This window comes from Mycolicibacterium tusciae, from assembly GCF_002086795.1.
Taxonomy (GTDB): domain Bacteria; phylum Actinomycetota; class Actinomycetes; order Mycobacteriales; family Mycobacteriaceae; genus Mycobacterium; species Mycobacterium tusciae.
Map to the genome: position 1 here is coordinate 1 of NZ_MVIM01000017.1, position 21,849 is coordinate 21,849.

The 21,849-nt window shown below is 66.4% G+C and carries 27 protein-coding genes; 7 read left to right on the forward strand and 20 right to left on the reverse strand.

Annotation, left to right across the window (positions count from 1 at the left end; translation table 11 throughout):
- Positions 1-315: 315 nt before the first annotated feature.
- Positions 316-615 (reverse strand): copper-sensing transcriptional repressor RicR, encoded by a 300-nt coding sequence (ricR, locus tag BST47_RS24175; RefSeq protein ID WP_083128223.1) that lies wholly within the window; start codon positions 613-615, stop codon positions 316-318.
- Positions 608-1,234 carry a DUF305 domain-containing protein gene (locus BST47_RS24180; RefSeq protein WP_083128224.1) on the reverse strand — a complete coding sequence of 209 codons (627 nt, stop codon included), beginning with the start codon at positions 1,232-1,234 and terminating at the stop codon, positions 608-610. The genes ricR and BST47_RS24180 overlap by 8 nt, the downstream gene beginning before the upstream one ends.
- A 78-nt stretch (positions 1,235-1,312) precedes the next feature.
- On the opposite strand from BST47_RS24180, the gene ilvD reads away from it, so the two are divergent.
- The gene (ilvD, locus tag BST47_RS24185; protein ID WP_083128225.1) at positions 1,313-3,049 is read left to right on the forward strand and encodes a dihydroxy-acid dehydratase; all 1,737 of its coding nucleotides are present in this window, start codon (positions 1,313-1,315) and stop codon (positions 3,047-3,049) included.
- A gap of 22 nt (positions 3,050-3,071) precedes the next feature.
- Here the strand turns inward: ilvD and BST47_RS24190 are convergent, their stop codons facing one another.
- The 4 genes from BST47_RS24190 to BST47_RS24205 are packed head-to-tail and all read right to left on the reverse strand — an operon-like array spanning position 3,072 to position 6,181.
- Positions 3,072-3,464 carry an SRPBCC family protein gene (locus BST47_RS24190; RefSeq protein ID WP_083128226.1) on the reverse strand — a complete coding sequence of 131 codons (393 nt, stop codon included), beginning with the start codon at positions 3,462-3,464 and terminating at the stop codon, positions 3,072-3,074.
- A 43-nt stretch (positions 3,465-3,507) separates the two neighbouring features.
- The gene (locus tag BST47_RS24195; RefSeq protein WP_083128227.1) at positions 3,508-4,035 is read right to left on the reverse strand and encodes an MBOE_33420 family protein; all 528 of its coding nucleotides are present in this window, start codon (positions 4,033-4,035) and stop codon (positions 3,508-3,510) included.
- Positions 4,036-4,061: 26 nt separating this feature from the next.
- On the reverse strand, positions 4,062-4,841 hold the full coding sequence (locus BST47_RS24200; protein ID WP_083128336.1) for a DAPG hydrolase family protein: 780 nt from the start codon (positions 4,839-4,841) through the stop codon (positions 4,062-4,064).
- Positions 4,841-6,181, reverse strand: a complete 1,341-nt coding sequence (locus tag BST47_RS24205) for an FAD-binding oxidoreductase (protein WP_083128228.1) — start codon at positions 6,179-6,181, stop codon at positions 4,841-4,843. Before BST47_RS24205 ends, BST47_RS24200 begins: the two co-directional genes overlap by 1 nt.
- A gap of 65 nt (positions 6,182-6,246) precedes the next feature.
- Here BST47_RS24205 and BST47_RS24210 point away from each other — a divergent pair, with 65 nt between their 5' ends.
- Complete coding sequence (locus BST47_RS24210; protein ID WP_083128229.1) at positions 6,247-6,924, forward strand: IclR family transcriptional regulator; 678 nt, start codon at positions 6,247-6,249, stop codon at positions 6,922-6,924.
- Here the strand turns inward: BST47_RS24210 and BST47_RS24215 are convergent.
- Genes BST47_RS24215 through BST47_RS24235 form a run of 5 tightly spaced genes read right to left on the reverse strand, consistent with a single transcriptional unit; the run spans position 6,917 to position 10,688 of the window.
- Positions 6,917-7,591 (reverse strand): O-methyltransferase, encoded by a 675-nt coding sequence (locus BST47_RS24215; protein ID WP_107529078.1) that lies wholly within the window; start codon positions 7,589-7,591, stop codon positions 6,917-6,919. The two genes, BST47_RS24210 and BST47_RS24215, sit on opposite strands and share 8 nt — an antisense overlap.
- 10 nt (positions 7,592-7,601) lie before the next feature.
- A complete protein-coding gene (locus BST47_RS24220; RefSeq protein WP_083128231.1) occupies positions 7,602-8,090 on the reverse strand; it encodes a TIGR04338 family metallohydrolase in 489 nt (162 codons plus the stop codon).
- Positions 8,091-8,093: 3 nt separating this feature from the next.
- Positions 8,094-8,846 carry a DUF2786 domain-containing protein gene (locus tag BST47_RS24225; RefSeq protein WP_083128232.1) on the reverse strand — a complete coding sequence of 251 codons (753 nt, stop codon included), beginning with the start codon at positions 8,844-8,846 and terminating at the stop codon, positions 8,094-8,096.
- Positions 8,847-8,862: 16 nt separating this feature from the next.
- Positions 8,863-9,852 (reverse strand): alpha/beta hydrolase family protein, encoded by a 990-nt coding sequence (locus BST47_RS24230; RefSeq protein ID WP_083128233.1) that lies wholly within the window; start codon positions 9,850-9,852, stop codon positions 8,863-8,865.
- The gene (locus tag BST47_RS24235) at positions 9,849-10,688 is read right to left on the reverse strand and encodes an alpha/beta hydrolase (RefSeq protein ID WP_083128234.1); all 840 of its coding nucleotides are present in this window, start codon (positions 10,686-10,688) and stop codon (positions 9,849-9,851) included. Before BST47_RS24235 ends, BST47_RS24230 begins: the two co-directional genes overlap by 4 nt.
- A 51-nt stretch (positions 10,689-10,739) precedes the next feature.
- On the opposite strand from BST47_RS24235, the gene BST47_RS24240 reads away from it, so the two are divergent.
- Complete coding sequence (locus BST47_RS24240) at positions 10,740-11,744, forward strand: sigma-70 family RNA polymerase sigma factor (protein WP_420094065.1); 1,005 nt, start codon at positions 10,740-10,742, stop codon at positions 11,742-11,744.
- A 91-nt stretch (positions 11,745-11,835) separates the two neighbouring features.
- On the opposite strand, the gene BST47_RS24245 is transcribed toward BST47_RS24240, so the two are convergent.
- Positions 11,836-12,741, reverse strand: a complete 906-nt coding sequence (locus BST47_RS24245) for a putative endonuclease domain-containing protein (protein ID WP_337360521.1) — start codon at positions 12,739-12,741, stop codon at positions 11,836-11,838.
- A 170-nt stretch (positions 12,742-12,911) separates the two neighbouring features.
- Here BST47_RS24245 and BST47_RS24250 point away from each other — a divergent pair, with 170 nt between their 5' ends.
- A complete protein-coding gene (locus tag BST47_RS24250) occupies positions 12,912-14,036 on the forward strand; it encodes an NDMA-dependent alcohol dehydrogenase (protein WP_083128236.1) in 1,125 nt (374 codons plus the stop codon).
- Here BST47_RS24250 and BST47_RS24255 read toward each other — a convergent pair.
- On the reverse strand, positions 14,011-14,475 hold the full coding sequence (locus tag BST47_RS24255) for a MarR family winged helix-turn-helix transcriptional regulator (protein WP_107529075.1): 465 nt from the start codon (positions 14,473-14,475) through the stop codon (positions 14,011-14,013). The genes BST47_RS24250 and BST47_RS24255 overlap by 26 nt on opposite strands.
- A 68-nt stretch (positions 14,476-14,543) precedes the next feature.
- Between BST47_RS24255 and BST47_RS24260 the strand changes: the two genes are divergently transcribed.
- Both BST47_RS24260 and BST47_RS24265 read left to right on the forward strand, forming a co-directional pair.
- Positions 14,544-15,305: a pirin family protein gene (locus BST47_RS24260; RefSeq protein ID WP_083128237.1), complete on the forward strand. Its 762-nt coding sequence runs from the start codon at positions 14,544-14,546 to the stop codon at positions 15,303-15,305.
- Complete coding sequence (locus BST47_RS24265) at positions 15,283-16,587, forward strand: PQQ-dependent sugar dehydrogenase (protein WP_083128238.1); 1,305 nt, start codon at positions 15,283-15,285, stop codon at positions 16,585-16,587. The genes BST47_RS24260 and BST47_RS24265 overlap by 23 nt, the downstream gene beginning before the upstream one ends.
- Here the strand turns inward: BST47_RS24265 and BST47_RS24270 are convergent.
- Both BST47_RS24270 and BST47_RS24275 read right to left on the reverse strand, forming a co-directional pair.
- Positions 16,584-16,871 carry a GlsB/YeaQ/YmgE family stress response membrane protein gene (locus tag BST47_RS24270; protein ID WP_083128239.1) on the reverse strand — a complete coding sequence of 96 codons (288 nt, stop codon included), beginning with the start codon at positions 16,869-16,871 and terminating at the stop codon, positions 16,584-16,586. The two genes, BST47_RS24265 and BST47_RS24270, sit on opposite strands and share 4 nt — an antisense overlap.
- Entirely contained in the window at positions 16,868-17,317 is a 450-nt protein-coding gene (locus BST47_RS24275; RefSeq protein WP_083128240.1) for an SRPBCC family protein, read from the reverse strand. The genes BST47_RS24270 and BST47_RS24275 overlap by 4 nt, the downstream gene beginning before the upstream one ends.
- A 151-nt stretch (positions 17,318-17,468) precedes the next feature.
- Between BST47_RS24275 and BST47_RS24280 the strand changes: the two genes are divergently transcribed.
- Positions 17,469-18,572, forward strand: a complete 1,104-nt coding sequence (locus tag BST47_RS24280) for a phosphodiester glycosidase family protein (RefSeq protein ID WP_083128241.1) — start codon at positions 17,469-17,471, stop codon at positions 18,570-18,572.
- On the opposite strand, the gene BST47_RS24285 is transcribed toward BST47_RS24280, so the two are convergent.
- From BST47_RS24285 to BST47_RS24305, 5 genes are all read right to left on the reverse strand, one after another.
- Positions 18,569-19,342: a fructosamine kinase family protein gene (locus BST47_RS24285; protein ID WP_083128242.1), complete on the reverse strand. Its 774-nt coding sequence runs from the start codon at positions 19,340-19,342 to the stop codon at positions 18,569-18,571. The two genes, BST47_RS24280 and BST47_RS24285, sit on opposite strands and share 4 nt — an antisense overlap.
- Position 19,343: 1 nt before the next feature.
- Complete coding sequence (locus BST47_RS24290; RefSeq protein ID WP_083128243.1) at positions 19,344-20,174, reverse strand: SDR family NAD(P)-dependent oxidoreductase; 831 nt, start codon at positions 20,172-20,174, stop codon at positions 19,344-19,346.
- 39 nt (positions 20,175-20,213) lie between these two features.
- On the reverse strand, positions 20,214-20,492 hold the full coding sequence (locus tag BST47_RS24295; RefSeq protein ID WP_083128338.1) for a DUF732 domain-containing protein: 279 nt from the start codon (positions 20,490-20,492) through the stop codon (positions 20,214-20,216).
- Between the two features lie 76 nt (positions 20,493-20,568).
- Complete coding sequence (locus BST47_RS24300; RefSeq protein WP_083128244.1) at positions 20,569-21,153, reverse strand: dienelactone hydrolase family protein; 585 nt, start codon at positions 21,151-21,153, stop codon at positions 20,569-20,571.
- On the reverse strand, positions 21,146-21,838 hold the full coding sequence (locus BST47_RS24305; protein WP_083128245.1) for a YoaK family protein: 693 nt from the start codon (positions 21,836-21,838) through the stop codon (positions 21,146-21,148). The genes BST47_RS24300 and BST47_RS24305 overlap by 8 nt, the downstream gene beginning before the upstream one ends.
- Positions 21,839-21,849: the final 11 nt, after the last annotated feature.

The window sequence follows — 21,849 nt, forward strand, 5'->3', positions numbered from 1 at the left end:
GCGCAGGGGGCGGTGGCACCGGCGCGGCCGCCGGGTCGACGGGCGCCGGCGGCGGCGGCGGAACGCCAGGTTGAGCCAGTGCTGACGGAGTGCTCAGCACCATCCCGCCGACGAGTCCGGCCGCCAGCACGGCGGAGAGTAGGCGCCTCAATTTCGGCTGCCGCATACGTGACCTCCCAGTCGCATAACTTCGTCCAGTGTGGCACAGCGCGCCGGGCGCTTTTTGTAATCCGCATGTCGCCCGAACCCCGACCGTCACGCCACCAACGACGCTGACCTGCTGTGTTCATCCGCCTGAGGCGGTCGAACGTTACGTCAGGCGCGCACCAACCGGGCGATGGCGGCGGATGCCTCGGCCAGCTTGGCGTCTGCCTCGTCCCCGCCCTCGGCCACCGCCTGGGTGACGCAGTGCCCGAGATGCTCGTCGAGCAGCCCGAGCGCGACGGACTGCAGAGCGCTGTTGACGGCGCTGATCTGGGTGAGCACGTCGATGCAGTACTTGTCCTCGTCGATCATCTTCGCGATGCCGCGAACCTGACCTTCGATCCTGCGCAGGCGTTTGGCGTAGTTCTCCTTCTGGGCCGAATAGCCGTGCTCGGCCGAGCCGTCAGCCATTTCCCCCACCTTTCAGCATCTGGTTCATCTGGGCGATCTCCGCCTGCTGCGTGTCGATCATCGTCTGGGCCATGCGCTTGACGTCCTCGTTCTGACCGTTGGCGACCTCGGCCTTGGCCATCTCGATCGCGCCCTGATGGTGGCTGATCATCGACTTCAGCCACAGTGTGTCGAACTCCGCGCCTTGCAGTGACTGGAGTTTCGTCATCGTGGCCTCGTCGACCATCCCCGCCATCGCGCCGTGGCCGCCGTGTCCTCCGTGCTCCCCCTGGGACGCGTCATCGTCTGGATTTTCATCCCACTGCACGAGGAACACCCGCAATGCCTTGATCTCGGGCTCCTGCTCGGCGGAGATCTTGGCCGCCAACGCGATGAGGTCGGCATTGGTGGAGCGGTCCGGCACCATGGCGGCCAGCTCGATCGCCTGCTCATGGTGGGGAATCATGTTGGTCGCAAACGCGTGATCGTCGGCGTTGAAGCCGGGGGGCTGGGCGGTGCCGACCGGCTCGTCCGCCTGGTGCGTCTCGGTGTGGTCGTTGGACCCCGAGCACGAGATGAGAAACAAGGCGGCGAAGATGGCTACGAAGACGGTGGCGATCCGTGTGGTGCGAGGCGACATGAGGATCAGCGTACCGCATACCCCTCTGGGGTATCTAAAGGAGTTTGTCCGGTGAAAAGCCGGAGGCATACTGCTCTCATGCCCTCACAGCCCACGACCGATGCTCCCCGCGCAAGCGGCTCGTCGACGCCCGACATCAAGCCACGTAGCCGCGACGTCACCGACGGCCTCGAGAAGACCGCGGCCCGCGGGATGCTGCGCGCCGTAGGCATGGGCGACGACGACTGGGCCAAACCGCAGATCGGCGTTGGTTCGTCGTGGAACGAGATCACTCCGTGCAACATGTCGCTGCAACGGCTCGCGCAGTCGGTGAAGGGCGGCGTCCACGCCGCCGGCGGCTACCCGCTGGAGTTCGGCACCATCTCGGTGTCCGATGGGATCTCGATGGGCCACGAGGGCATGCACTTCTCGCTGGTGTCGCGCGAGGTCATCGCCGACAGCGTCGAGACCGTCATGCAGGCCGAGCGCCTCGACGGATCGGTGCTGCTCGCCGGCTGTGACAAGTCGATCCCCGGCATGCTGATGGCCGCCGCGCGGCTGAACCTGGCGAGCGTCTTCCTCTACAACGGCTCGATCATGCCGGGCGTCGCGAAGCTCACCGACGGCAGCGAGAAAGAAGTCACGATCATCGACGCGTTCGAGGCGGTCGGCGCCTGCGCCCGCGGCCTGATGTCGCGCGAGGACGTCGACATCATCGAGCGTGCGATCTGTCCCGGCGAGGGCGCGTGCGGCGGTATGTACACCGCCAACACCATGGCGTCGGCCGCCGAGGCACTGGGTATGTCGCTGCCGGGCAGCGCTTCGCCGGTGGCGATCGACTCGCGCCGCGACGAATATGCCCGGCGTTCGGGTGAGGCCGTCGTGGAGATGCTGCGTCGCGGCATCACCACCAGCGACATCCTCACCATCGAGGCGTTCGAGAACGCAATCGCCGTGGTGATGGCGTTCGGCGGATCCACCAATGCGGTACTGCACCTGCTGGCGATCGCGTCGGAAGCCGGGGTCAAGCTCACACTGGCCGACTTCACCCGCATCGGACAGAAGGTCCCGCATCTCGCCGACGTCAAGCCGTTCGGCCGCCACGTGATGAAGCACGTCGACGAGATCGGCGGCGTGCCGGTGGTCATGAAGGCGTTGCTGGATGCCGGTCTGCTGCACGGGGATTGCTTGACGGTCACCGGTGAGACCATGGCCGAGAACCTGGCCCACATCGAGCCGCCCGACCCGGACGGCAAGGTCTTACGCGCGATGAACAATCCGATCCACCCGACCGGCGGCATCACGATCCTGCACGGATCGCTGGCACCCGAAGGTGCGGTGGTCAAGTCGGCCGGCTTCGACTCCGACGTGTTCGAGGGCACCGCAAGGGTTTTCGAACGCGAGCGGGCCGCGCTCGATGCGCTCGAGGACGGCACGATCACCAACGGCGACGTCGTGGTCATCCGCTACGAGGGACCCAAGGGCGGCCCGGGCATGCGCGAGATGCTCGCCATCACCGGCGCCATCAAGGGTGCGGGCCTCGGCAAGGACGTGCTCTTGATGACCGACGGCCGGTTCTCCGGCGGCACCACGGGCCTGTGTGTGGGACACATCGCGCCCGAGGCGGTCGACGGCGGGCCCATCGCGTTCATCAAGGACGGCGACAAGATCCGCCTCGATGTCGCGAACGGAACGCTCGACGTGCTGGTCGACAAGGACGAATTCGAGTCGCGCAAGGCCGGCTTCCAGCCACTGCCGCCCGTCTACAAGACCGGGGTGCTGGCCAAGTACACCAAGCTGGTGGGCTCGGCGGCCGGCGGCGCGGTCTGCAGCTGACCCGCCGTCGAATGAGCCCTCCTCACGTCACCATGCGGTCGATCCGCTGCAGTGCCACCGCGCACACCGACAGGTAGACCGGCGCCCACCACGGGACTGCGAACGCCAACCCTGTTCCACCGTCGGCGGGTCGCACCTCATGCCGCGTGGCGCGCACGCCGGCCACCTCCCACGCCCAGCAGCGGTTCTCTTCGAATTCGGTGATCGTGAACGGCAGCGCGACTCCGATCGCCGTCCACACTTTGCCTCGCGAACCCAACCTCATCGGCCCGATCTCCGCCAGCTCTGCCCGCCGAATCGACGGACCCCATTGCGGCCACAGGTCAAGCTCGACGAGAACGTTCCACACCGCCTCAGGCGGCGCCTGAATATGCCGTTCGACGGTCGGCATGCGCTGCCGGAGGCCAAAGTCCATTAGCGGTCTGTGCCCCAAAGGCGAAGTACTAAACGAGCGCTGGCTAGCGCGGGGGCGGTGGCGGCGGGTCGGCGGGCGTCACCGAGATCGGCAGCGAGTGCACTCCTGCTCCCTCACCCGGACATCCGGCGCCCTCGACGGTGATGGTTCGCTGGCCGAAGAAGCTGCCATCAGGCCGTGGGATGAGGTAGTCCGACCGCACGGACTGCACCGCGCTGTCGGGATTCATGCGCTCGCACAGGTACGGATAGTCACTGCTCGTTTCCCAGCGGTCGTTGTTCCACCGGTACTCGAAAACCGGTGGGGCGCCGGGGTCACGGGACAGATCGTCGGAGTTGTCCATAGTCACCACGCAGCCGTTCACGTCGCAGTTGGCGGTGTATTCGACGAGGAAAGTCTTGGACGGCATGGGTGTCGGCGCACCGTTGAAGGTCTGCTGCGCGAAGTCGACGGACACGTTGTACCACCCGTACAGCAGCGGAGGCGCGGGTCTGGGTGTCGCCTGGGCTACCGGGGCCGCGAGCAACGCGGCACATGCTCCGATTGCGCTGATGGCTCGTGTCCTGGACATACCTGTGTCAATAACACACCGGAATGTCATGCACCCGCGAATTGGGCATACACCGCGGGCAGGAAGCCGGCCAGGTGGTTCATCTCCTGAGCGCAGTGCACGAGCAGATCGCGCGGAGCGGGCAGCTGGTGGGCGGCGACGGGCCGAATCACCGCGTCAGCCAACATATTTCCCTTCCGCAGGCCGATGTGGGGTCCGCCCATCCAGAATCGGGACCGCATCTCCGCGCCGTCGGCGGTGGCCCGTACGTGGTGGACGAACCAGCCGATGTCGACGGGCACCTCCGCCGATCCCAGCCGTGCGCACACCGCGACGTCTGAGCCAAGGCGTGTCGGTTCAAGACCGATCACCTGCGGTTCGACGAACTGGATCGCGGCCTTGGTGTACGACGATCCGAGGTACTCCTCGATCAACGACGTCCGGCCGACCCAGCTGCCGTCACCGCCGTTGTCGGACCAGCGCGCCGACGCATGCGCGCGTGGATGCCACAGTTTGTAGCGCGTCGTCTCACTGCCGTGCCAGCCGAACCACCAGTCCCACATGGCGGGCGTGACGCCGGGCATCTCGGTGCGCACCGACACCTGGAAGCCGCCACCGCGCAGCTGACCGAATCCGTTCTCGGTCTGCTGGTAGCCCTCGTCGAGAATCGTTCCCGCGGAATCGAATCCGAGCAGCGTCTGGTCGGCCTGAGGTCCATGCTCCAGCGCGACGACCACATGCCTTGGCAGTTCGGCCATTTCGGGATTGAAGTACGTGCCCCACGGGGTGTCACCGTCGGCATCGCGGTAACCGAGATAGGCGCTCATCAGACCCGTCCCATCCATGGGTAGAAGCGGCCGTCGGGGTCGTAAGCAGCCCGGGTGTGGTCCAGCCGTGCCATGGCCTCGTCGGTGGCGAACTTCGCAGGACGCTGTCCGAGATTCTCGTCGGCCAACTGGATTCCGGTGGCCAGATGCGCCATCTCGGCCATGTTGTCGCGCGGCCAGTTCGCGTACTTGTCGTCGTCGGCCTCGTCCATCCAGCCTCCGTAGAGCGCCAGGTAGATCTCGGCCTCGACGCTGTAGGCCATGTCCTGCCGGGCCGGTGACGGTCCCCAGTTGAGCCAGAGGAAATGCGCGGGGTGCGGCGGGAGGGTGTCGAGGATCCGACGAATGCCGGGCATCAGGTCCGCCGCCGGTGCCGAGGTCCACATGTTGTCTGCGGAGTAGCGGTGATCTTCCAGATAGTTGCCCATCACCGCGGTGTACCAGGTGGGCAGATCCGTTGGCGCATAGGGAACTTTGACCAGTGCCTTGTCGATGGCCGGACACGTGCCCAATATCGCGAGCGCCTCCTCGGCTTCGGCCTCGGTGTCGGCGAACACCGGCGACGCGAGCACGATCGCGGGGCCGTCGATCCCGGCATCCCGCACGGTTCTGGTGGCGACGATCTGCAGTTCCACGCTGCGGTCCACGTCGGCACTGATGTCACGCGCCCAGGTGAACACTTCCTCTGCGCAGTCGAACGGATAGGCGTACAGGCTCATGCCGCAGACGGCCGGCTTCGGGTACAGCTTGAGATGAAAGGCCGTGACGACCGCGAAGAAACCGGGACCGGCACCTCGCGCCGACCAGTACAGGTCGGGGTGATTCTCTTCGTCGATGTAGAGCTTCTCGCCGTCGGCGGTGATGACGTCCAGACCGATCACGCTTTCGCACGCCGGTCCGTAGACACGACTGTTCCAGCCGTATCCGCCCTGAAGTAGGTACCCGCCGATGCACACGCCCTTGCAGTGGCCGGCGGGGAAGAACAGGTCCTGCTCCTCGAGTTCGGCCGCCAGGATGCTGCCACCTTTGCCGGGGCCGGCCACGGCGAGCATCTTGTCCTTGTCGATGGTGGCCTGGTCGAAACCGTGCATGTCGAGCAGCAGACCGCCGTCGCGCAGATGGTTGGCCGCCCAGCTGTGTCCGCCCGACCGGATCCCGACCTGAAGATCGTGGGCTTTCGCATAGGCCAGTGCGGCGATGATGTCGTCGTCGTCGTGGGCCTGCACGACCATCGCCGGATAGCGATCCGGCACGCGTTGATTCCAGACCGTCGACCGTCGGGCGTCCTCGTACCCGTCGGCCCCGTGCGCGAAGTGCCGCCCCGCCGGTAGTGCCACCACTTAGCCCTCCTAGATTCACATTGCGAATCGTTGTGAGCCGCATTGCGGATCAATATAGTGGTGGAATGGTCCCCGCGGAAGAGAATCAGCCATCCGAATCCGGGCGTTCAGATGGAATTCAGGTGTTGCGACGTGCGGCCGCCGCCCTGGACGAGATCGCCGCTTCCCCAGGCCAGCTTCGGCTGGTCGACCTGGGCGGGCGGCTCGGCCTGGCCAAGTCCACGGTGCGACGGTTGCTGGTCGGACTGGTCGAGATCGGCTTCGCGAGCATCGATGACGAGGGCAGGATCAGCCTTGGCGAACGACTGCTCGGGCTGGGCGGTGCCGACGACGCGAGCCTCGCGACGCAGTTCCGGCCGACGCTGGACAGGTTGGCGCGCACGACCGGCGAAACGGTGGATCTGTCGGTGCTGCGGGGTCAACAGATGTTGTTCATCGACCAGGTGCAGTCCGCACACCGGCTGCGGGCGGTTTCGGCGGTGGGTGTGCGGTTCCCGCTGGAGTGCACGGCCAACGGCAAGGCCGCGCTCGAGCTGCTGACCGACCCGTCCGCGGGGCTCAGCGGCATCGCGTTCGACCGCGACGAGCACACCGCCGGGATCTCGGCGGCCGGTATCGCCGCCAGGACCACCGGCGGGCACATCGTCGCGATTTCGGTGCCGGCACCCAGCGACCGCTTCGACGCGAACGAGCGACGAATCGTCAGCGCGCTGCGCGACTGCGCGCGATCACTGGCTAGCTGACAACCGCGACCGCGAAGCCGTCCCAGCCCTTGGTGCCGACCGTCTGGATCGCTGCGGTGTCCAGACGCGGATGTTCACCCATCATCTCGAGCATGTCGCGCACGGCGCGGGCCTGATGGTCGTCTGCCGCGGGTGCGAGCACCCGCCCGAACCGGGCGATGTTGTCCACCACGATGATTGAGCCCGGCTGGCCCAGCTTGATCGCCCACTCGACATAGGCGATGTTGTTCTCCTTGTCGGCATCGATGAACGACAGATCGAACGTCTCGCCGCGCTCGGCCAGGCCCGGCAGGCTGTCGAGGGCCGCACCGACGATCACCTCCACCCGGTCTTCGACGCCCGCGCGCGCGAGGTTCTGGCGAGCCACCTCGGCGTGGGCGGGTTCGTACTCGAGGGTGACGACACGACCCGACGGTCCGACGGCGCGAGCCAGGTTGATGGTGCTGTAGCCGGCGAGCGTGCCGATCTCCAAGACGCGGGTCGCCCGTGCCGCCGTGGCAAGCAGGTACAGCAGCTTCCCGTGTTGCGCCGATACCTCGATCGCGGGCATCCCCGCCGCGTCGGCCGACTCCCGCGCGGCGGTCAGCGCATCGTCCTCGGTGCGCAGCACGGCGTTGAAGAGCTGATCAAGCGTCTTGGGGTCTGGGCTGGGATCAGGCTCGGCCACACGGGGCACGTTATCGGACACCCTGTTTCGCGTACACCACGCGCAGCACGTGGGCGACCTCCGGACCCATGACCCCGCCGGCGAGGTCGCAGAACGTCGCGACGAACTCGGGTCCGTGTGGCGGTTCGGCGACGCAGAGGTGGTGGGCGATCTCGTGCAGGACCACCAGTTCGCGCAGCGCCCACGTCGTGCGTTTCTCCGGCACCGCGATGCGCGCACCGTCGTCGGCACGCTCGTAGTGCGCCGCGCTGACGCCGCGCCGGGCACGCACCGTCAGCGCTCCCGCTTCGGGCCACGACTCACGGACCAGCGTCATGCCGAGCACGTCGTCGACGTAGCGCTGCACCGACTCCACCGACGCGAACCGGCCCTCGGGTGGCAGGGTCAGCTGCGTCCCGAAGAAGTCGACCACCCGGTTGCCGTGCTCAGCCGCCCGGTCGAACAACGTCCGGACGAATTCCTCTGCGGCGTAGACCTTCGCCCGCTGGGTGTCTCTGATCGCTCACGTCTCCAGGGCCGAGCGGGCACCGGACAGCTCCCCACCGCTACCCAGCCGCGCCTTGCGGCCCGCGCGATCACCCGCGCGTCGCGCCGCCGACGAATACCCCGCCGTCGCACTGGTTGGTCGCCACGTGCCCCGCGCCGCGGAGGTCTGCTGGTAGAAGTCCTTGAGCTCGATCTCTTTGTTCCGCAACGCGATAGCGGTGCCCGGTCTTCTGCGCCAGCGTGATCCGGTGGCCTCCCGTTGCGCCTCTTCGCGGGCTTCGGACAGCCGCTTGCCGATGCGCGCGCCGAAGGCGAGCTGGAAGTTGATGCGCGCGGTGATCGTCGGCGTCGGCCGGTGGTCCCCCGACGCGATATAGGCCTCCGATGCGCGCACCATCTGCATCACCAGGCTGGCGTAGAGCGCATGGCTGGCGTCGATGTCCTCGACGAACCCGTACGCGTACACGAACGTCGAATTCGACGCGACGTCGCACTTCACGTCGTTGGCCATCGCGATCACGGTGAACAGCTGGACATAGGTCCGCAGACCGCGGGTGCCTGCGTCGCCGATCGTGATGGTGCGCTGGACCGGCATCTGCGCCTTGGTGCGGTTGGATGCATGCGACCGTGCGACCGCCAGGTCGATCGACGTGGCCGTGGCCAGCCGTTGGGCTGCGGCCATGAACGCGTCTGCCTCGTGCGTGTTGTCGGTCCCCTCGGCCTGCCGCAGCAGAGCGGCGATGCGCGCCAGCATCTTGTCGTCACTCATGGGCGCCAGATTAGGTCTACTTGCCGACAAATTCGTCGAGCGCGCTGACGAGCTGTGGAGAAAGCGGATCCTGCTTCGCGTAGTTGGCGACGTTGTCGGTCGGATCGTCGCGCAGCACATGGCTGACGCCCTCGAGTTCGACGACGGTCAGCGCGGTGTGTTTGAGCGCATCCTCGAGCGGTCGGATGGATTCGCACGTCGCCTGCTTGTCGGCGTCTGAGCACGTGAGCAGCACGGGCGTGCCCGCGGGCACCTTGGCGGCCAGCGTGAGCGGGTCGATCTTGTCGGCTTCGAACACCGCCTTGACGTTGCCGGGATTGACGAGCGCGCCGAGTCCCTCGGGAAGATTGTTCGGGACCGTGCCCTCGGTGCGGACCTCGTCGACGGCGGCCAGCCAGGTGGTCAGCGCCTCCGGAGAGGCGCTGGCGCGCACCCGGTTGGTGATGATGTCCAGATACCTGCCGGGTAGCGGCTGCAACAGGGCCAGCGAGTGGATCTTCGGTGCGCCGACGTTCGCGTCCGTCGCGAGAGCCATCGCGTGGACCGTGCCTTCTCCCACCGCGTATACCGAGATGCGCGACTTGTCGGTCGCCGACTGCTCGGCGAGGTATCTCACCGCGGCCTTCGCGCCGGTGGTGTACACGGTGCTGACGACGTCCTGGGGCCGCTGCGAATAGGGTCCGAGACCCGTCTTCCCGGTACCGATTTTGTCGTACCGCAGGCTCGCTACGCCTTTGCCGGACAACAGTTCTGCGAGTTGCCGCATGTTGCCGACGGGGCCCGCGACCGCGTTGTCGCCGTTGCGGTCGGTGTTGCCGCTCTCGGAGATCAGCAGGGCCGCAGGTCCCGGTGCGCCGCCGCGCTCATGACGGTACGTGCCGTGGATGGTCAGGTCGTCTGCGGTGAACGACACGTCTTCGTCGACCCAGCCGGACGGTTCGTCGTCCGATCCGCACGCCGACACCACAAGGGCCAGCGAAAGTAGTAGGCCCGCAAAGGCTTTCAAAGCTTGGCCTCGATCCACGAGGTGACGTCGTCGAGCACCAGCGCCTTTTCGGGCTCATTGAACACCTCGTGGTAGAGCCCGGGATACACCTTGAGGTGAGCGTCGGTCGATGCGACGCATTCCAGTAGGTGACGGCTGCCGGCGACCGGGATCAGCTTGTCCTGCTCTCCGTGCACGACGAGCAGCGGCGCGGTAAGCGCCGAGGCGCGCTGCGGCATGGTCTCGCCGACCTTGATGAGCGCCTTGCCGATACCCGCGGGCAGCTTGCCGTGATGTACCAGCGGATCGGCCATGTACGCCGCGACCACCTCCGGGTCGCGGGACACCGCTTCGGTCGGGAGGTCCTCGACGGGCAGGCCCGGCAGAATGCTGCCGACCACCTTGGCAACGCGGATCATGAACGACGAGACGGCGTCCTGGGCGTCGACGGCAGGCCCCGACAGCACCATCGCGGTGTAGTCGTCGGGGTGCTCGACGCCGTAGGCGAACACGACACCGCCGCCCATGCTGTGGCCGAGCACGATCCGCGGCAGCTCGGGGTGGTCGGTCCTGGCGATGCCGACCAGGGTGCGGAAGTCGCCGATGTATTCGTCGATGTTGCGCAGGTAAACCCGCTTGCCGCCGGAGCGACCGTGCCCGCGAAGATCGAGCGCGTAGGTGATCAGCCCCGCCTCGCCGAATCGCTCGGCGACGTGGTCGTAGCGGCGGGCGTGTTCGGCGTATCCGTGGCACAGGACGACGACACCGCGCGGGGCGAGCTCCGGGGTCCAGATGTCGTAGACGATGCGGACGCCGCCGATGCCCTCGAAGCTGCGTTCGGTGCGGGTAGTTGCCACCCAGGGAGAGTATCGGGCTGCCCAATCGCACGCCGGTGACGGTTGTCACCCATGGTGACTAAGCTCGGCGGGGTGACGGTCCTGGCCCGCAATCTGGACGACGACAGTGCCGAAGACGCCTTCTTGGCCGACGCGCAGCGCTATCGACGCGAGCTGCTCGCGCACTGCTATCGGATGACCGGGTCGCTACATGACGCCGAGGATCTGGTGCAGGAAACCTACTTGCGGGCGTGGAAGTCGTACAAGGGGTTCCAAGGCAAATCGTCCGTACGTACGTGGCTGTACCGGATCGCCACCAACACCTGTCTGACGGCGTTGGACAGCCGTCAGCGCCGGCCGCTGCCGACGGGGCTCGGCGCGCCCAGCTCCGATCCCGTCGACGACATCGTCGCCCGCGACGAGGTGCCGTGGCTGGAGCCCATTCCCGACGATTCGACCGACCCGTCGAACATCGTCGGCTCGCGTGAATCGGTGCGGCTCGCGTTCGTCGCGGCGCTGCAGCACCTGTCCGCCCGCCAACGCGCGGTGCTCGTGTTGCGCGAGGTACTGCAGTGGAAGGCCGCGGAGGTCGCCGACGCCATCGGCTCCTCGACGGCGGCGGTCAACAGCCTGTTGCAGCGCGCGCGTGCGCAACTCGATGCCGTCGGGCCCAGCGAGGACGACCATCTGCAGGTCCCGGAGTCAAAGGAGGCCCGGGATCTGCTGACGCGCTACATCGACGCGTTCGAGACGTATGACATGGACAAGCTCGTCGAGCTGTTCACCGCCGACGCCGTCTGGGAGATGCCACCGTTCGACGGCTGGTACCAGGGCCCGGAGAACATCGTCCTGCTGTCGAAGACGCACTGCCCGGCCGAGTTGCCCGGCGATATGCGGTTACTCCCCACGGTGGCCAACGGTCAGCCGGCCGGCGCGATGTACATGCTCAACCGCGAAACCGGCGCGCACGAGCCGTTTCAGATGCATGTGCTCGCCACGACCGACGAAGGCATTACCCATGTGGTTGCCTTCCACATGGCGTCATTCGAGAAGTGGGGCCTGCCCGCCACGCTGTAGGTTGCCGAGTGTCGGGGTTTGTCACGCTCTTGCGCCGTAAACGTGCAAAAGGCCGACACTCGAGCCCGAGCTCAACGGGGCAAGCTCGCATCTAGCCGGACTGTCGCGTGGTCAGGCCATCCTCTGTCGCGCATCGCATCCCGAACCCGCGCGAGGAAGGTGCTCCGCCGATATCGAAGGATGTCGCGGGTGAGCCGAATGACGATCCACCCTTGGGCTTCGAGGTCAGCGATCCTCTCGATGTCGCGAGCGTGCGCTGCGGGACCATCCCAATGTCCCCCTGCCCTTCGGGCGGGGGTGCCCCCAGTGGACCGTCGTATTCAATCGCGACCCTCCACTTCCGATAGCCGAGATCGACACGGCCCACGAACTGCCCGAAGTCGTCGCACACCACGATCTGCGTCTCGGGCCGCGGAAATCCGGCTGCGATGAGAAGTAGGCGCGTCCGCGTCTCCTGCGGGGACTCCGCGCCGCCGTCCATCAAGGCGATCACGTCCCGCAACTGCGGCAACCCGCGGGCGCCGCGGTGAAGTGACAATAAGGCCGCGACGTCCTCCGGCTTCAGATCTGTCGTGTTTGCCAGCGCATCAAGCCTCATCACCGCTTGCATCAAAGTCCCTCGCCGCCCTAGGTCGTAAGCGGTACGCGCCGGCGTGGTCGCTGCGACTCCGCGGACAACGCAGGTTTCGGTTTCGACTAGACAGTCGCGATGGATCACGATCCCATTCACCTTGCATGGCACCGGTCGGATCATTTCCGCGGGGAGTGCCGCGTCAATCCATTTCGATCCGTGCCACGCAGCGGCCGAAAGTCCGGCGATTGTCGCCCGGCGTCCGGACCACAGCCAGGCAGCCATCGCCCGCGTCTCGGCAGAGAGTTTCACGCCCTTCGGCAGGTAGACGTTCTGGTGGATCATTACGTTTCGACTCACCAGCGTCCTACGGGTGAAGAGGCCCGCCGCCACAGCCTCGGTCCCGAGGAATGGGTCCATATTCATGCCGCAACGGTGGGGTCGGCATCCGACAGGATCGGCGAGTGTCGGGGTCTGTCACGGTACTTATCCACAGGCGTGGCAAAACCCGACGCTCGACGATCAATAGCGCGCGAATGCCAAGCTCAACGCTGTGATTGGCACCATTTCTGCAACGTGTTCTATCCTCATGGGTCATGAAGACCAAGGGCGCTCTGCTGTGGGAGCTGAACACGCCGTTTCGCGTCGATGAGATCGAGATCGGCGACCCCGTCGACGACGAGGTGCAGATCCGTGTCCACGCCGCGGGCATGTGCCACTCCGACTACCACCTGACCACCGGCGCCACCCCGATCGCTCTGCCCGCGCTCGGCGGCCACGAGGGCGCCGGCGTCGTCACCAAGGTCGGCCGCAATGTCTCGGGCATCGAGGAGGGCGACCACGTCATCCTCGCGTTCATCCCGGCCTGCGGCGAGTGTCCGCCGTGCCTGAAGGGCTACCGCTCGCTGTGCGATCGCGGCGCGGTTCTGCTCGGCGGCAAGGCGATCGCCGACGGCACCTCGCGCGTGCACGCCGGCACCACCGAGGTCTCGCCGATGAACCTGCTCGGCACCTTCGCCCCGTACATGACGGTGCACAAGGACTCCGTCGTCAAGATCGACAAGGACATCCCGTTCGAGACCGCCGCGATCATGGGTTGCGCGGTACCGACGGGCTTCGGGTCGGCCACCAACGTCGCCGACGTCCAGCCCGGCGAGACCGTCGCCATCATCGGCGTCGGCGGCATCGGCATGAGCGCACTGCAGGGTGCGGTGATCTCGGGCGCCCGCAACGTCATCGCCATCGATCCGAACGAGTGGAAGCGCGACCAGGCGATCAAGTTCGGCGCAACGCACGTCTACCCGTCGATGGCCGAGGCGATCGCCCCCATGATCGACGTGACACACGGCTTGATGGCCGACAAGACGATCATCGCGGTCGGCGACATGAAGGGCGAGTACATCGAGGAGGCGATGATCCTCACCGCCAAGACCGGCACCTGCGTGCTGACCGGCATGGGTTCGATGATGGACGCCGACGTCAAGCTCAACATGTTCCTGTTCACCATGTTGCAGAAGACGTTGAAGGGCAACATCTTCGGCGGTGGCAGCTCGCACGTCGATACGCCTAAGCTCACCGGGCTGTACAAGTCGGGATTGCTCAACATCGACGACATGATCACCAGGACCTACCGCCTCGAGGACATCAACCAGGGCTACCAGGACATGCTCGACGGCAACAACATCCGCGGCGTCATCACGTTCGACGAGGCGGACTGGTAGTCAGCCGCTCGGACACGGCCTTGGCCACCGCGCCGAAGGCGCGCAACCGCGCTTCCGGCATTCCGTCGAACATCGCGGACCGCACCAACTCGACGTGCCCCGGCGCGGCCACCTCGAGCGCAGCACGGCCGGCGTCGGTGAGGTCGACGGTCGCACCGCGGCGGTCGTCGTCGCTACCCTGGCGCGCGACCAGACCCCGACCACGCATCCGGCGCAATTGGTGGGACAACCGGCTCTGCTCCCACGCCAACGCATCGCCGAGTTCGTTGATCCGCAGTGGGCCGCGCTCGGACAGGGCGACCAGCACGTCGTAGTCCGAGAGGGACAGCTCGCAGTCCTGCTGGAGCTGGCGGTGCATCGCCGTCTGCAGCCGGCTTGCCATCGCCAGATAGTCGCGCCAGATCTCCTGTTGCTCGTCGGTCAGCCACATGGAATACATGACACATCATCCATGTTGTCGTGTCCAGTGGCCGCACCTAGGCTGGGCCCGGATCGAGAGGATCGCTGATGACCACCCCGACCATAGACGTCCGTCGTGCCGACGACCGCGCGAAAACCAAGATCGCATGGCTGGACTCCAAGCACTCGTTCTCGTTCGGCAGCCACTACGAACCCGAGAACACCCACCACGGCCTGCTGCTGGTCAACAACGACGACATCGTGAAGCCGGGTACCGGCTTTGATACCCACCCGCATCGCGATATGGAGATCGTGACCTGGGTGCTGCGCGGATCGCTCGTGCACCAGGACTCGACCGGTCACTCCGGCGTGATCTATCCCGGCCTGGCGCAACGTATGTCGGCGGGGCGCGGCATCCTGCATTCGGAGAAGAACGACTCCTGGACGCTGACCGGCGAGCAATCCCACTCTGACCCTGTGCATTTCGTGCAGATGTGGGTGGTTCCCGACGAGTCGGGCATCGAACCCGGATACCAGCAGCTCGAGATCGACGACGAGCTGTTGCGTGGCGGTCTGGTGACCATCGCCTCGGGCATGCCCGAGCACAGCGACCAGGCCGCCATCACGATCCGCAACAAGTATGCGGCGCTGCACGGCGCGCGGCTGCAGGCCGGCGAGAGCGTCGAACTGCCTTCGGCGCCGTACCTGCACCTGTTCGTACCCCGCGGTGACGTCACCCTCGAGGGCGCGGGGCCGTTGCACGAGGGCGACGCCGTGCGATTCACCGCTTCGGGCGGCCAGCGCGTCACCGCCGTCGAACCCGCTGAAATACTGCTTTGGGAGATGCATGCGGGTTTGTCTGCGGCATAACCGAATTGGAATCTGCATCGTCGGCGCGGCGCTGCTCACCGCATGCTCCACAGCACCGACCCCGGCACCGGAGCGCCCTGCACCGACTTCGGCCGCCCCGACCGCGGAACCTGCCGCGGGACTGAGCCCCGTGGCGGTGCAGGTCGCTCGCGATCTCGCGCAGGCACCGTTCGACGAGTCCCGGGAGGCGCTGGTTCCGCGGGGGTGGACGTTGTCGGTGTGGGCCCGCATGCCAAAGCCGAGGCTCGCCGCGTGGACCCCCGACGGCGCTCTGCTGATATCCGTGCCCAGTGCCGGCCAGGTTGTCGCCCTGCGCCCTGGAACCGGCAGTCCGACACAAGAGGTGCTACTCGATGGACTCGACCAGCCTCACGGGTTGACCTTCGCCGGAAATTCCTTGTACGTCGCGGAAAGCGACCAGGTCGACGTCTACGACTATGCCGACGGCAGGGCGATCAATCGCCGAACCGTCGCCGGGGGCCTGCCCGACGCGAAGAGCCCGGACCTTCGCGGTGCCTATTCGCACGCGCTCAAGAGCGTCGCCATCGGCCCCGACGGCGCCGTGTACTTCTCCATCGGGTCGACGGGAAACATCTCAGCGGAGGATCGCGATGCCGATCCGCCGCGCGCCACCATCATGCGCGTTCCGCCCGGCGGCGGACCGGCAGAACCCTTCGCGACGGGTGTCCGTAACGGCACCGGCCTGGCGATCGCGCCGGACGGGTCGTTGTGGACCGCGGTCAACAACCGCGACAACGTCGCCGATCCACGCACCGGCGAGGCCGATCCAGAGTACGTCGACGAGCACCCACCGGAATCGGTGGCCCGGCTGACGCCGGGACGCGAATTGGGCTGGCCCTACTGCAATCCCGATGGCGGTCCGGCCAATCTGCCATTGATTCGTGACGTGCAGACCAACGCCGACGGCGACCGCATGGACTGTGCGTCATTGCCGCCGATTGAACAGAGCCTCGGAGCTCACGCCGCCCCACTCGGCATGAGCTTCACCGACGGCGTACTACCCGTGCCCTACGCCAGCGGAGCGCTCGTCGGCGTCCACGGATCGTGGAATCGCGAACCGCCCCGCGAGCCCGAGGTGTCGTTCTTTCCCTGGCGCGACGGCGTCTTGGGCGATCAGCAGACGCTCGTCGGCGGGTTTCAGTCCGCGGGCGGCTCGCGGTGGGGCCGTCCGGTGGCGGCGGTGACCGGACCGGACGGCGCCGTGTACATCACCGACGATTACGCCGACGCCGTGTACCGCCTGGCCCCGCCTTCGCGCTAACGGACCTGCGTGGTCTTGGTGCCCCGCCGCCCGGTGATACCGACATAGATCGCGATCAACACGATGGCGACGATGATGCCGACGAGGAACGGGATGACCTCCCACCCGCCGTTCGAGTTCTGATACCCGAGCTGGTAGGTCAGCCACGAGCCGACGAAGGATCCGAGCGCACCGAGCACGATCGTCATGATCACACCGATGCTCTGTTTACCCGGCATGATGAGACGCGCCAGCGCCCCAACGATCAGGCCGACGATGAGCGCGCTGAGAATGGTTCCGATCATTTTTTCTCCTCTATATAGAGCCGGTTGAGGACCGAGATCAACTGCTTCTCGGTGTCATTGGCCAGTTTTTCGAAGTACAACTTCAACAGCGGGTTCAAAAGTGCTATCGGCCCGCGCATTTCGAGGTCGTTGCGGTAGGTGATAACTGAGCCCGTATTGGCCGCGTCGACGTAGATGTTCTCGGTGGAGGTCGACGACTTGTTCTTGCCGACGAACACCAGATTGCTGTCGCTCATTGTTTCGAGGGTGTAGGTCAGTTCTGCGGTGATGCCCGCGATCTTCGATACGTTGTGCCATGACGCGCCTTCACCGATTGGTCCGCTGTCGTTGCGCGTGCATTGCTGCGTGCCCGGATCCCACTCGACGGCTTGTGCGAAATCCTTGAGGTACTCGATGACCTGGTGCGGCGACGGGCTGACCGAGAATGTTCGCGAGACAGTGGGCATGCGGCACGATTACCCGGTTCTTCGGGGAACTAACGCGCGCCAGTCCGTGACACGTAGCCGACAGCGCCAGTGCCGGGGCGAAATCCTATTGTGATGCACTTGTTACGAAAGTTGACAGTGTTGCTACCGGGGTTAATGTGGTTTCGTCGCTATGTCTTCGGGAGGCCCCCCTTTGTCGATCTCAGTCTCGATTCTTCGGCGCTTCGCGGTCTGCGCGGCGGCGCTGATGCTGTGCGCTGGGCTGTCGACGACGGCCGGAGCCCCGAACGCGGGCGCAGCCAGCGGCCGCGATCTCCTCGCCGGCGCCATCGCCAACACCCGCGGGTCCTACCTCGTCTACAACTTCGGCAGCGGCCATCCCGCACCGATGCTCAACGCCGGCGGCAACTGGTACGAGATGAGCAACGGCGGCCACTTGATGATCATCAAGTCGGCGTCGCAACGGCTCGCCCCGCGACTGCTCGTCGACTCGCACAGCGGTTATCAGGGCCGCTGCGAACGTGATCCACGCGCGCGCACCGGCGAGGGTCTCCGGCAGGCATCCGAGATCTTCTCGCCGCTGCAGGCATGGCAGGCGCTGGGCCAGCCCACCATCGCGATCAACGCCAACTTCTTCGACGTCCGCGGACAGCAGGGCGGCTCATGGAAGTCGACCGGCTGCAGTTCCCCACTGGGCGCCTACGTCGACAACACCCGCGGGCAGGGGCGCACCAACGCGGCCGTGACCGGCACCCTCGCGTATGCGGGTAAGCAAGGCCTCTCGGGTGGCAACGAGAACTGGAAAGCGTTGTCCACCATGATTCTTCCCGTCGCCGGCGCACCCTACGTGGTGCCGCCGAAAAGTCCCGACGATTACGACGCCGCAACGCCGGTGATTCAGGACCTGCTCGACAAGGATGTTCGCTTCGTCGCGGTCGCGGGCATCGGGCTGTTGGCGCCCGGTGACATGGGGCAGCTCAACGACGGCGGCCCGAGCGCGGCCCGCACCGCCCTCGCATATTCCAGGACCAAGGACGAGATGTACGTCTTCCAGGGCGGCAGCTACACACCCGACCAGATGCAGGATCTGTTCCGTGGCCTCGGCAGCGATACGGCCGTGCTGCTCGACGGCGGCGGCTCGTCGGCGATCGTGTTGCGTCGCGACACCGGCGGCATGTGGTCGGGAGCCGGTGTCCCGGACGGCAATTGCGATACCCGTCAGGTGTTGTGCGATTCGCGGGAACGGGCGCTGCCGAGCTGGCTGGCGTTCAACTAACGCAGGACATTCAGCGCGCTGCGCGCCGCCTGCCCGGTCTGCTCCGCATAGCTGCCGCCGAACAGCACGACGTGGGCCAGCAGCGGATACAACTGGTGCAGACCGACCCGGTCGCGCCAACCCTCGGACAGCCTCCGCTGCGACTCGTACCCGTCGATGACGGCCTCGAAGTGCGGACAGCCGAAGAGTGCGAGCATCGCGAGATCGGTTTCGCGGCGGCCGCCGTGGGCCGCCGGGTCGATCAGGACGACGCCGTTCGGCGTCCACATCACGTTGCCGCTCCACAAATCACCGTGTAGACGGGCGGGACGATCGTCGTCGTCGAATCGCCCGTTCTCACATTGCGCGATCACCGCATCGAGTTCACGCCGGATCGACGCGTTGAGCCGGTCGGCCGCGCGCTCCGACATGGGCGCCAACCGTTCACGGGCGTAGAAGGTCCCCCACGAGTCGTGTGCGGTCAGCGACATCGGCAGAGGATGGTGCAGCGGTCCGAAGAAACCCGGCCCCGGCCATCCGGGTGGCCCGACGCCGAACGCATCGGCGCCCGCGTCGTGCGTGCACGCCAATCGCCTACCGAACTCGCGGGCGGTGTCACGGTCGGGCGCGACGGCGTCGAGCCGTCCCAAGGTCAGGGCCCCATCGTCGTATTCGACGACCTCGGCGCACGGCACCCCGCCGTCGGCGGTTGAAAGCCATTGCAGCCCTGCGGCTTCGCACGCGAAGAAACCCGTCGGCGCGCCGGGGTTGCGCTTGACGAAGGTCGGCATCTCAGGGCTGGCCGGAGACCTTCCGCAGCGCGATGTCGCGCATCTTCGTCGGCATCACGCTCATCAACGCCACCTGCGCTTTGGGTACCAGTCCGACGATGTAGCGAGCGCGTGGCCGCTTCGCGGTGAGCGCCTCCTCGACGACCGCGGACACCTTTTCCGTCGGGACGGCGATCTTCTGCGACACCGGGATCATCTTCTTGAAGCCCGCGATGTGCTTGGCGTAGAGACCGCGGTGCTCCGGGGTCAGCCCGGCCTCGAGGTCTTCCACCATCGTGTCGGCGGTACGCCACATGTCGGTGTCGGTCTGTGCCGGCTCGACGACGATCACGCGGATCTTCCAGGGGTTCAGCTCCATCCGCAGCGCATCGGCGGCCGCCTCCAGCGCGAACTTGCTCGCCGCGTACGCACCGATCAGCGGCATGGACAATCTGCCGTTGACGCTCGAGATGAACACGACACGTCCGCGGGATTTCCGAAGCCGAGGCAGGACCGCCTGGGTGACAGCCAGCGCGCCGATGACGTTGATCTCCAGCTGCTTTCGCCACTCGTCGGGACTCAGGGTCTCCATCGCGCCGCCGACCGCGATGCCCGCGTTGTTGACGACGGCGTCCAGCCGTTCGGGCAGCGATTGGTCGAGCGCGGCGATGTCGTCGGCGGAGGTGACATCGAGGATCACCGACGACACCCGCTGCGGGTCGAGTTTGGTTACCGCGTCCGCGTCCTGCTGACTGCGGACGCCGGCGATGACATCCCAGCCGCGGGCGGCCAGATGCTCGACGATCCCCTTGCCGATACCCCGTGAAGCTCCGGTGACGAGTGCTGTTGGCATACGCCGAGACTAGTCACTGCCTGCGCTGACGCCACCGACTCAACAAAGCTCCCACTCGGCGGCGCTGACGATCTCGAGCGCCGTGTTGTTTCCGACCCCCAGATCGTTGATCACCATCGTGGTCTTGCCGGGTGACAACACGCCTGCGCGTTCGGCGGCGCACACCCTTTCGCCCTCGGCGAGCAACTGCTGCGGGGTCAGGAATGCGTACCTGTCCTGCAGCTTCGCCAAGTACGCTGCCTCGTCCGCAGTCGCCGTGGGCGCGGACAGTACGGCCGCACCAACCAATGCACCCAACAGACCGATAATTCGAATCACGAGCCCCACCTCCGCAAACCGGAATTTCCACCGGTCAATGCGGTTAAACACCCATTTGCGCGAGTACTTGCAAACGCTAGGAAATTTGTCGTGCGACAAACTGCGCCGTCAACCGATGCCACCGACTCCAGTCGCTGAGTAGGTTATGTCCGGCGTTGGGGATGCCGACCCATTCGGCGTCGACGCCGCGATCCTTGGCCCGCAGGGTCTGCTCCCGTGACGCGCGAGGATCGGTGCGCGTATCGCCGGTGCCGTGGACGACCAGGAGCCGGCAACCGACGGGCACCAGGTCGGCATCGTCTCTCGGCCACCATGGGGCCAGTGCCACGACGCCGCCGATGTCGGAGCCGGCGCTCAGGTGCGCGGCGACCCGTCCGCCCATCGAATGGCCGACGAGAACGACCCGGCGCGGGTCGACTTCGGTGAGCATGCGGTCGAGCTCCGCTTGGGCATCGTGTACGGGATCTCGCCGAGCTCCGTTCCATCCCCGCAGGCGGTACTGCACACGGTGCAGCCGGACACCGCCGCCGAGGCTGCGCCGAAGTGCCAGCGCCAACCACTCCATCCTCAGGTTGGCGAGCTGCCGTGCGCGGGAGGTTTCGTCGCTCTGCGGCTTGCCCCCGGGAAGGATCAGCACGCCGCCGCGGGCTCCGCTACTCATGGCCGACCGGGTGGCGACGGGGCCCGAACGAGAAGATGGCCGCGGTGGTCGCCACCAGAGCGGCCGCCAGGGTGATCACGGGTGCAACCGCGAACCGAGTCAACGTCGCGCCCAGCGTCGCACCGGCGAGAATGGTGAATACCACTCCGTAGCGCAGCTTTTCGCGGTCACCTGTGCCACCCGCCAATCGGCTGTCGAAGCCCAGACCGGAGACCGTCGTCGTCAGCACCGTGGTGGACAATTCTTGGATACCGAACTGCCGCGCGGTGGAGTTTTGGATGCCGAACGCGATGGCCAACCCCGCAATCAGGAACAGCTTCGTGTGGTCGTGGTAGTCGAGAACCCCGGTTCCCGCGAGGATCGACAGCGTCACGAGCATCACGACTTCCAGTGAGAGCGTAATCCCCAGCCAGCGGTGCACTTCGCGGTCGAGGTGGCGGGCCAACCGGCCGCCGAACACCGCGCCGGCCACGAAGCAGACGAGCGCGACCAACGCGGCGGTCACGTCCACGACCGTGCGCGGGGCCAGCCAGAGACCGAGGAAGATGACGTTGCCGGTCATGTTCGCCACGAACACATGGCCGAGTTCCAGCACACTGACCGCGTCGACGAGGCCCGTCGCGAAGGTCAGCAACAGCAGCGCGACGTGGGTGAGCCGATCGGATACCGGTGATTCGACGGCCACGGTCTGCGATG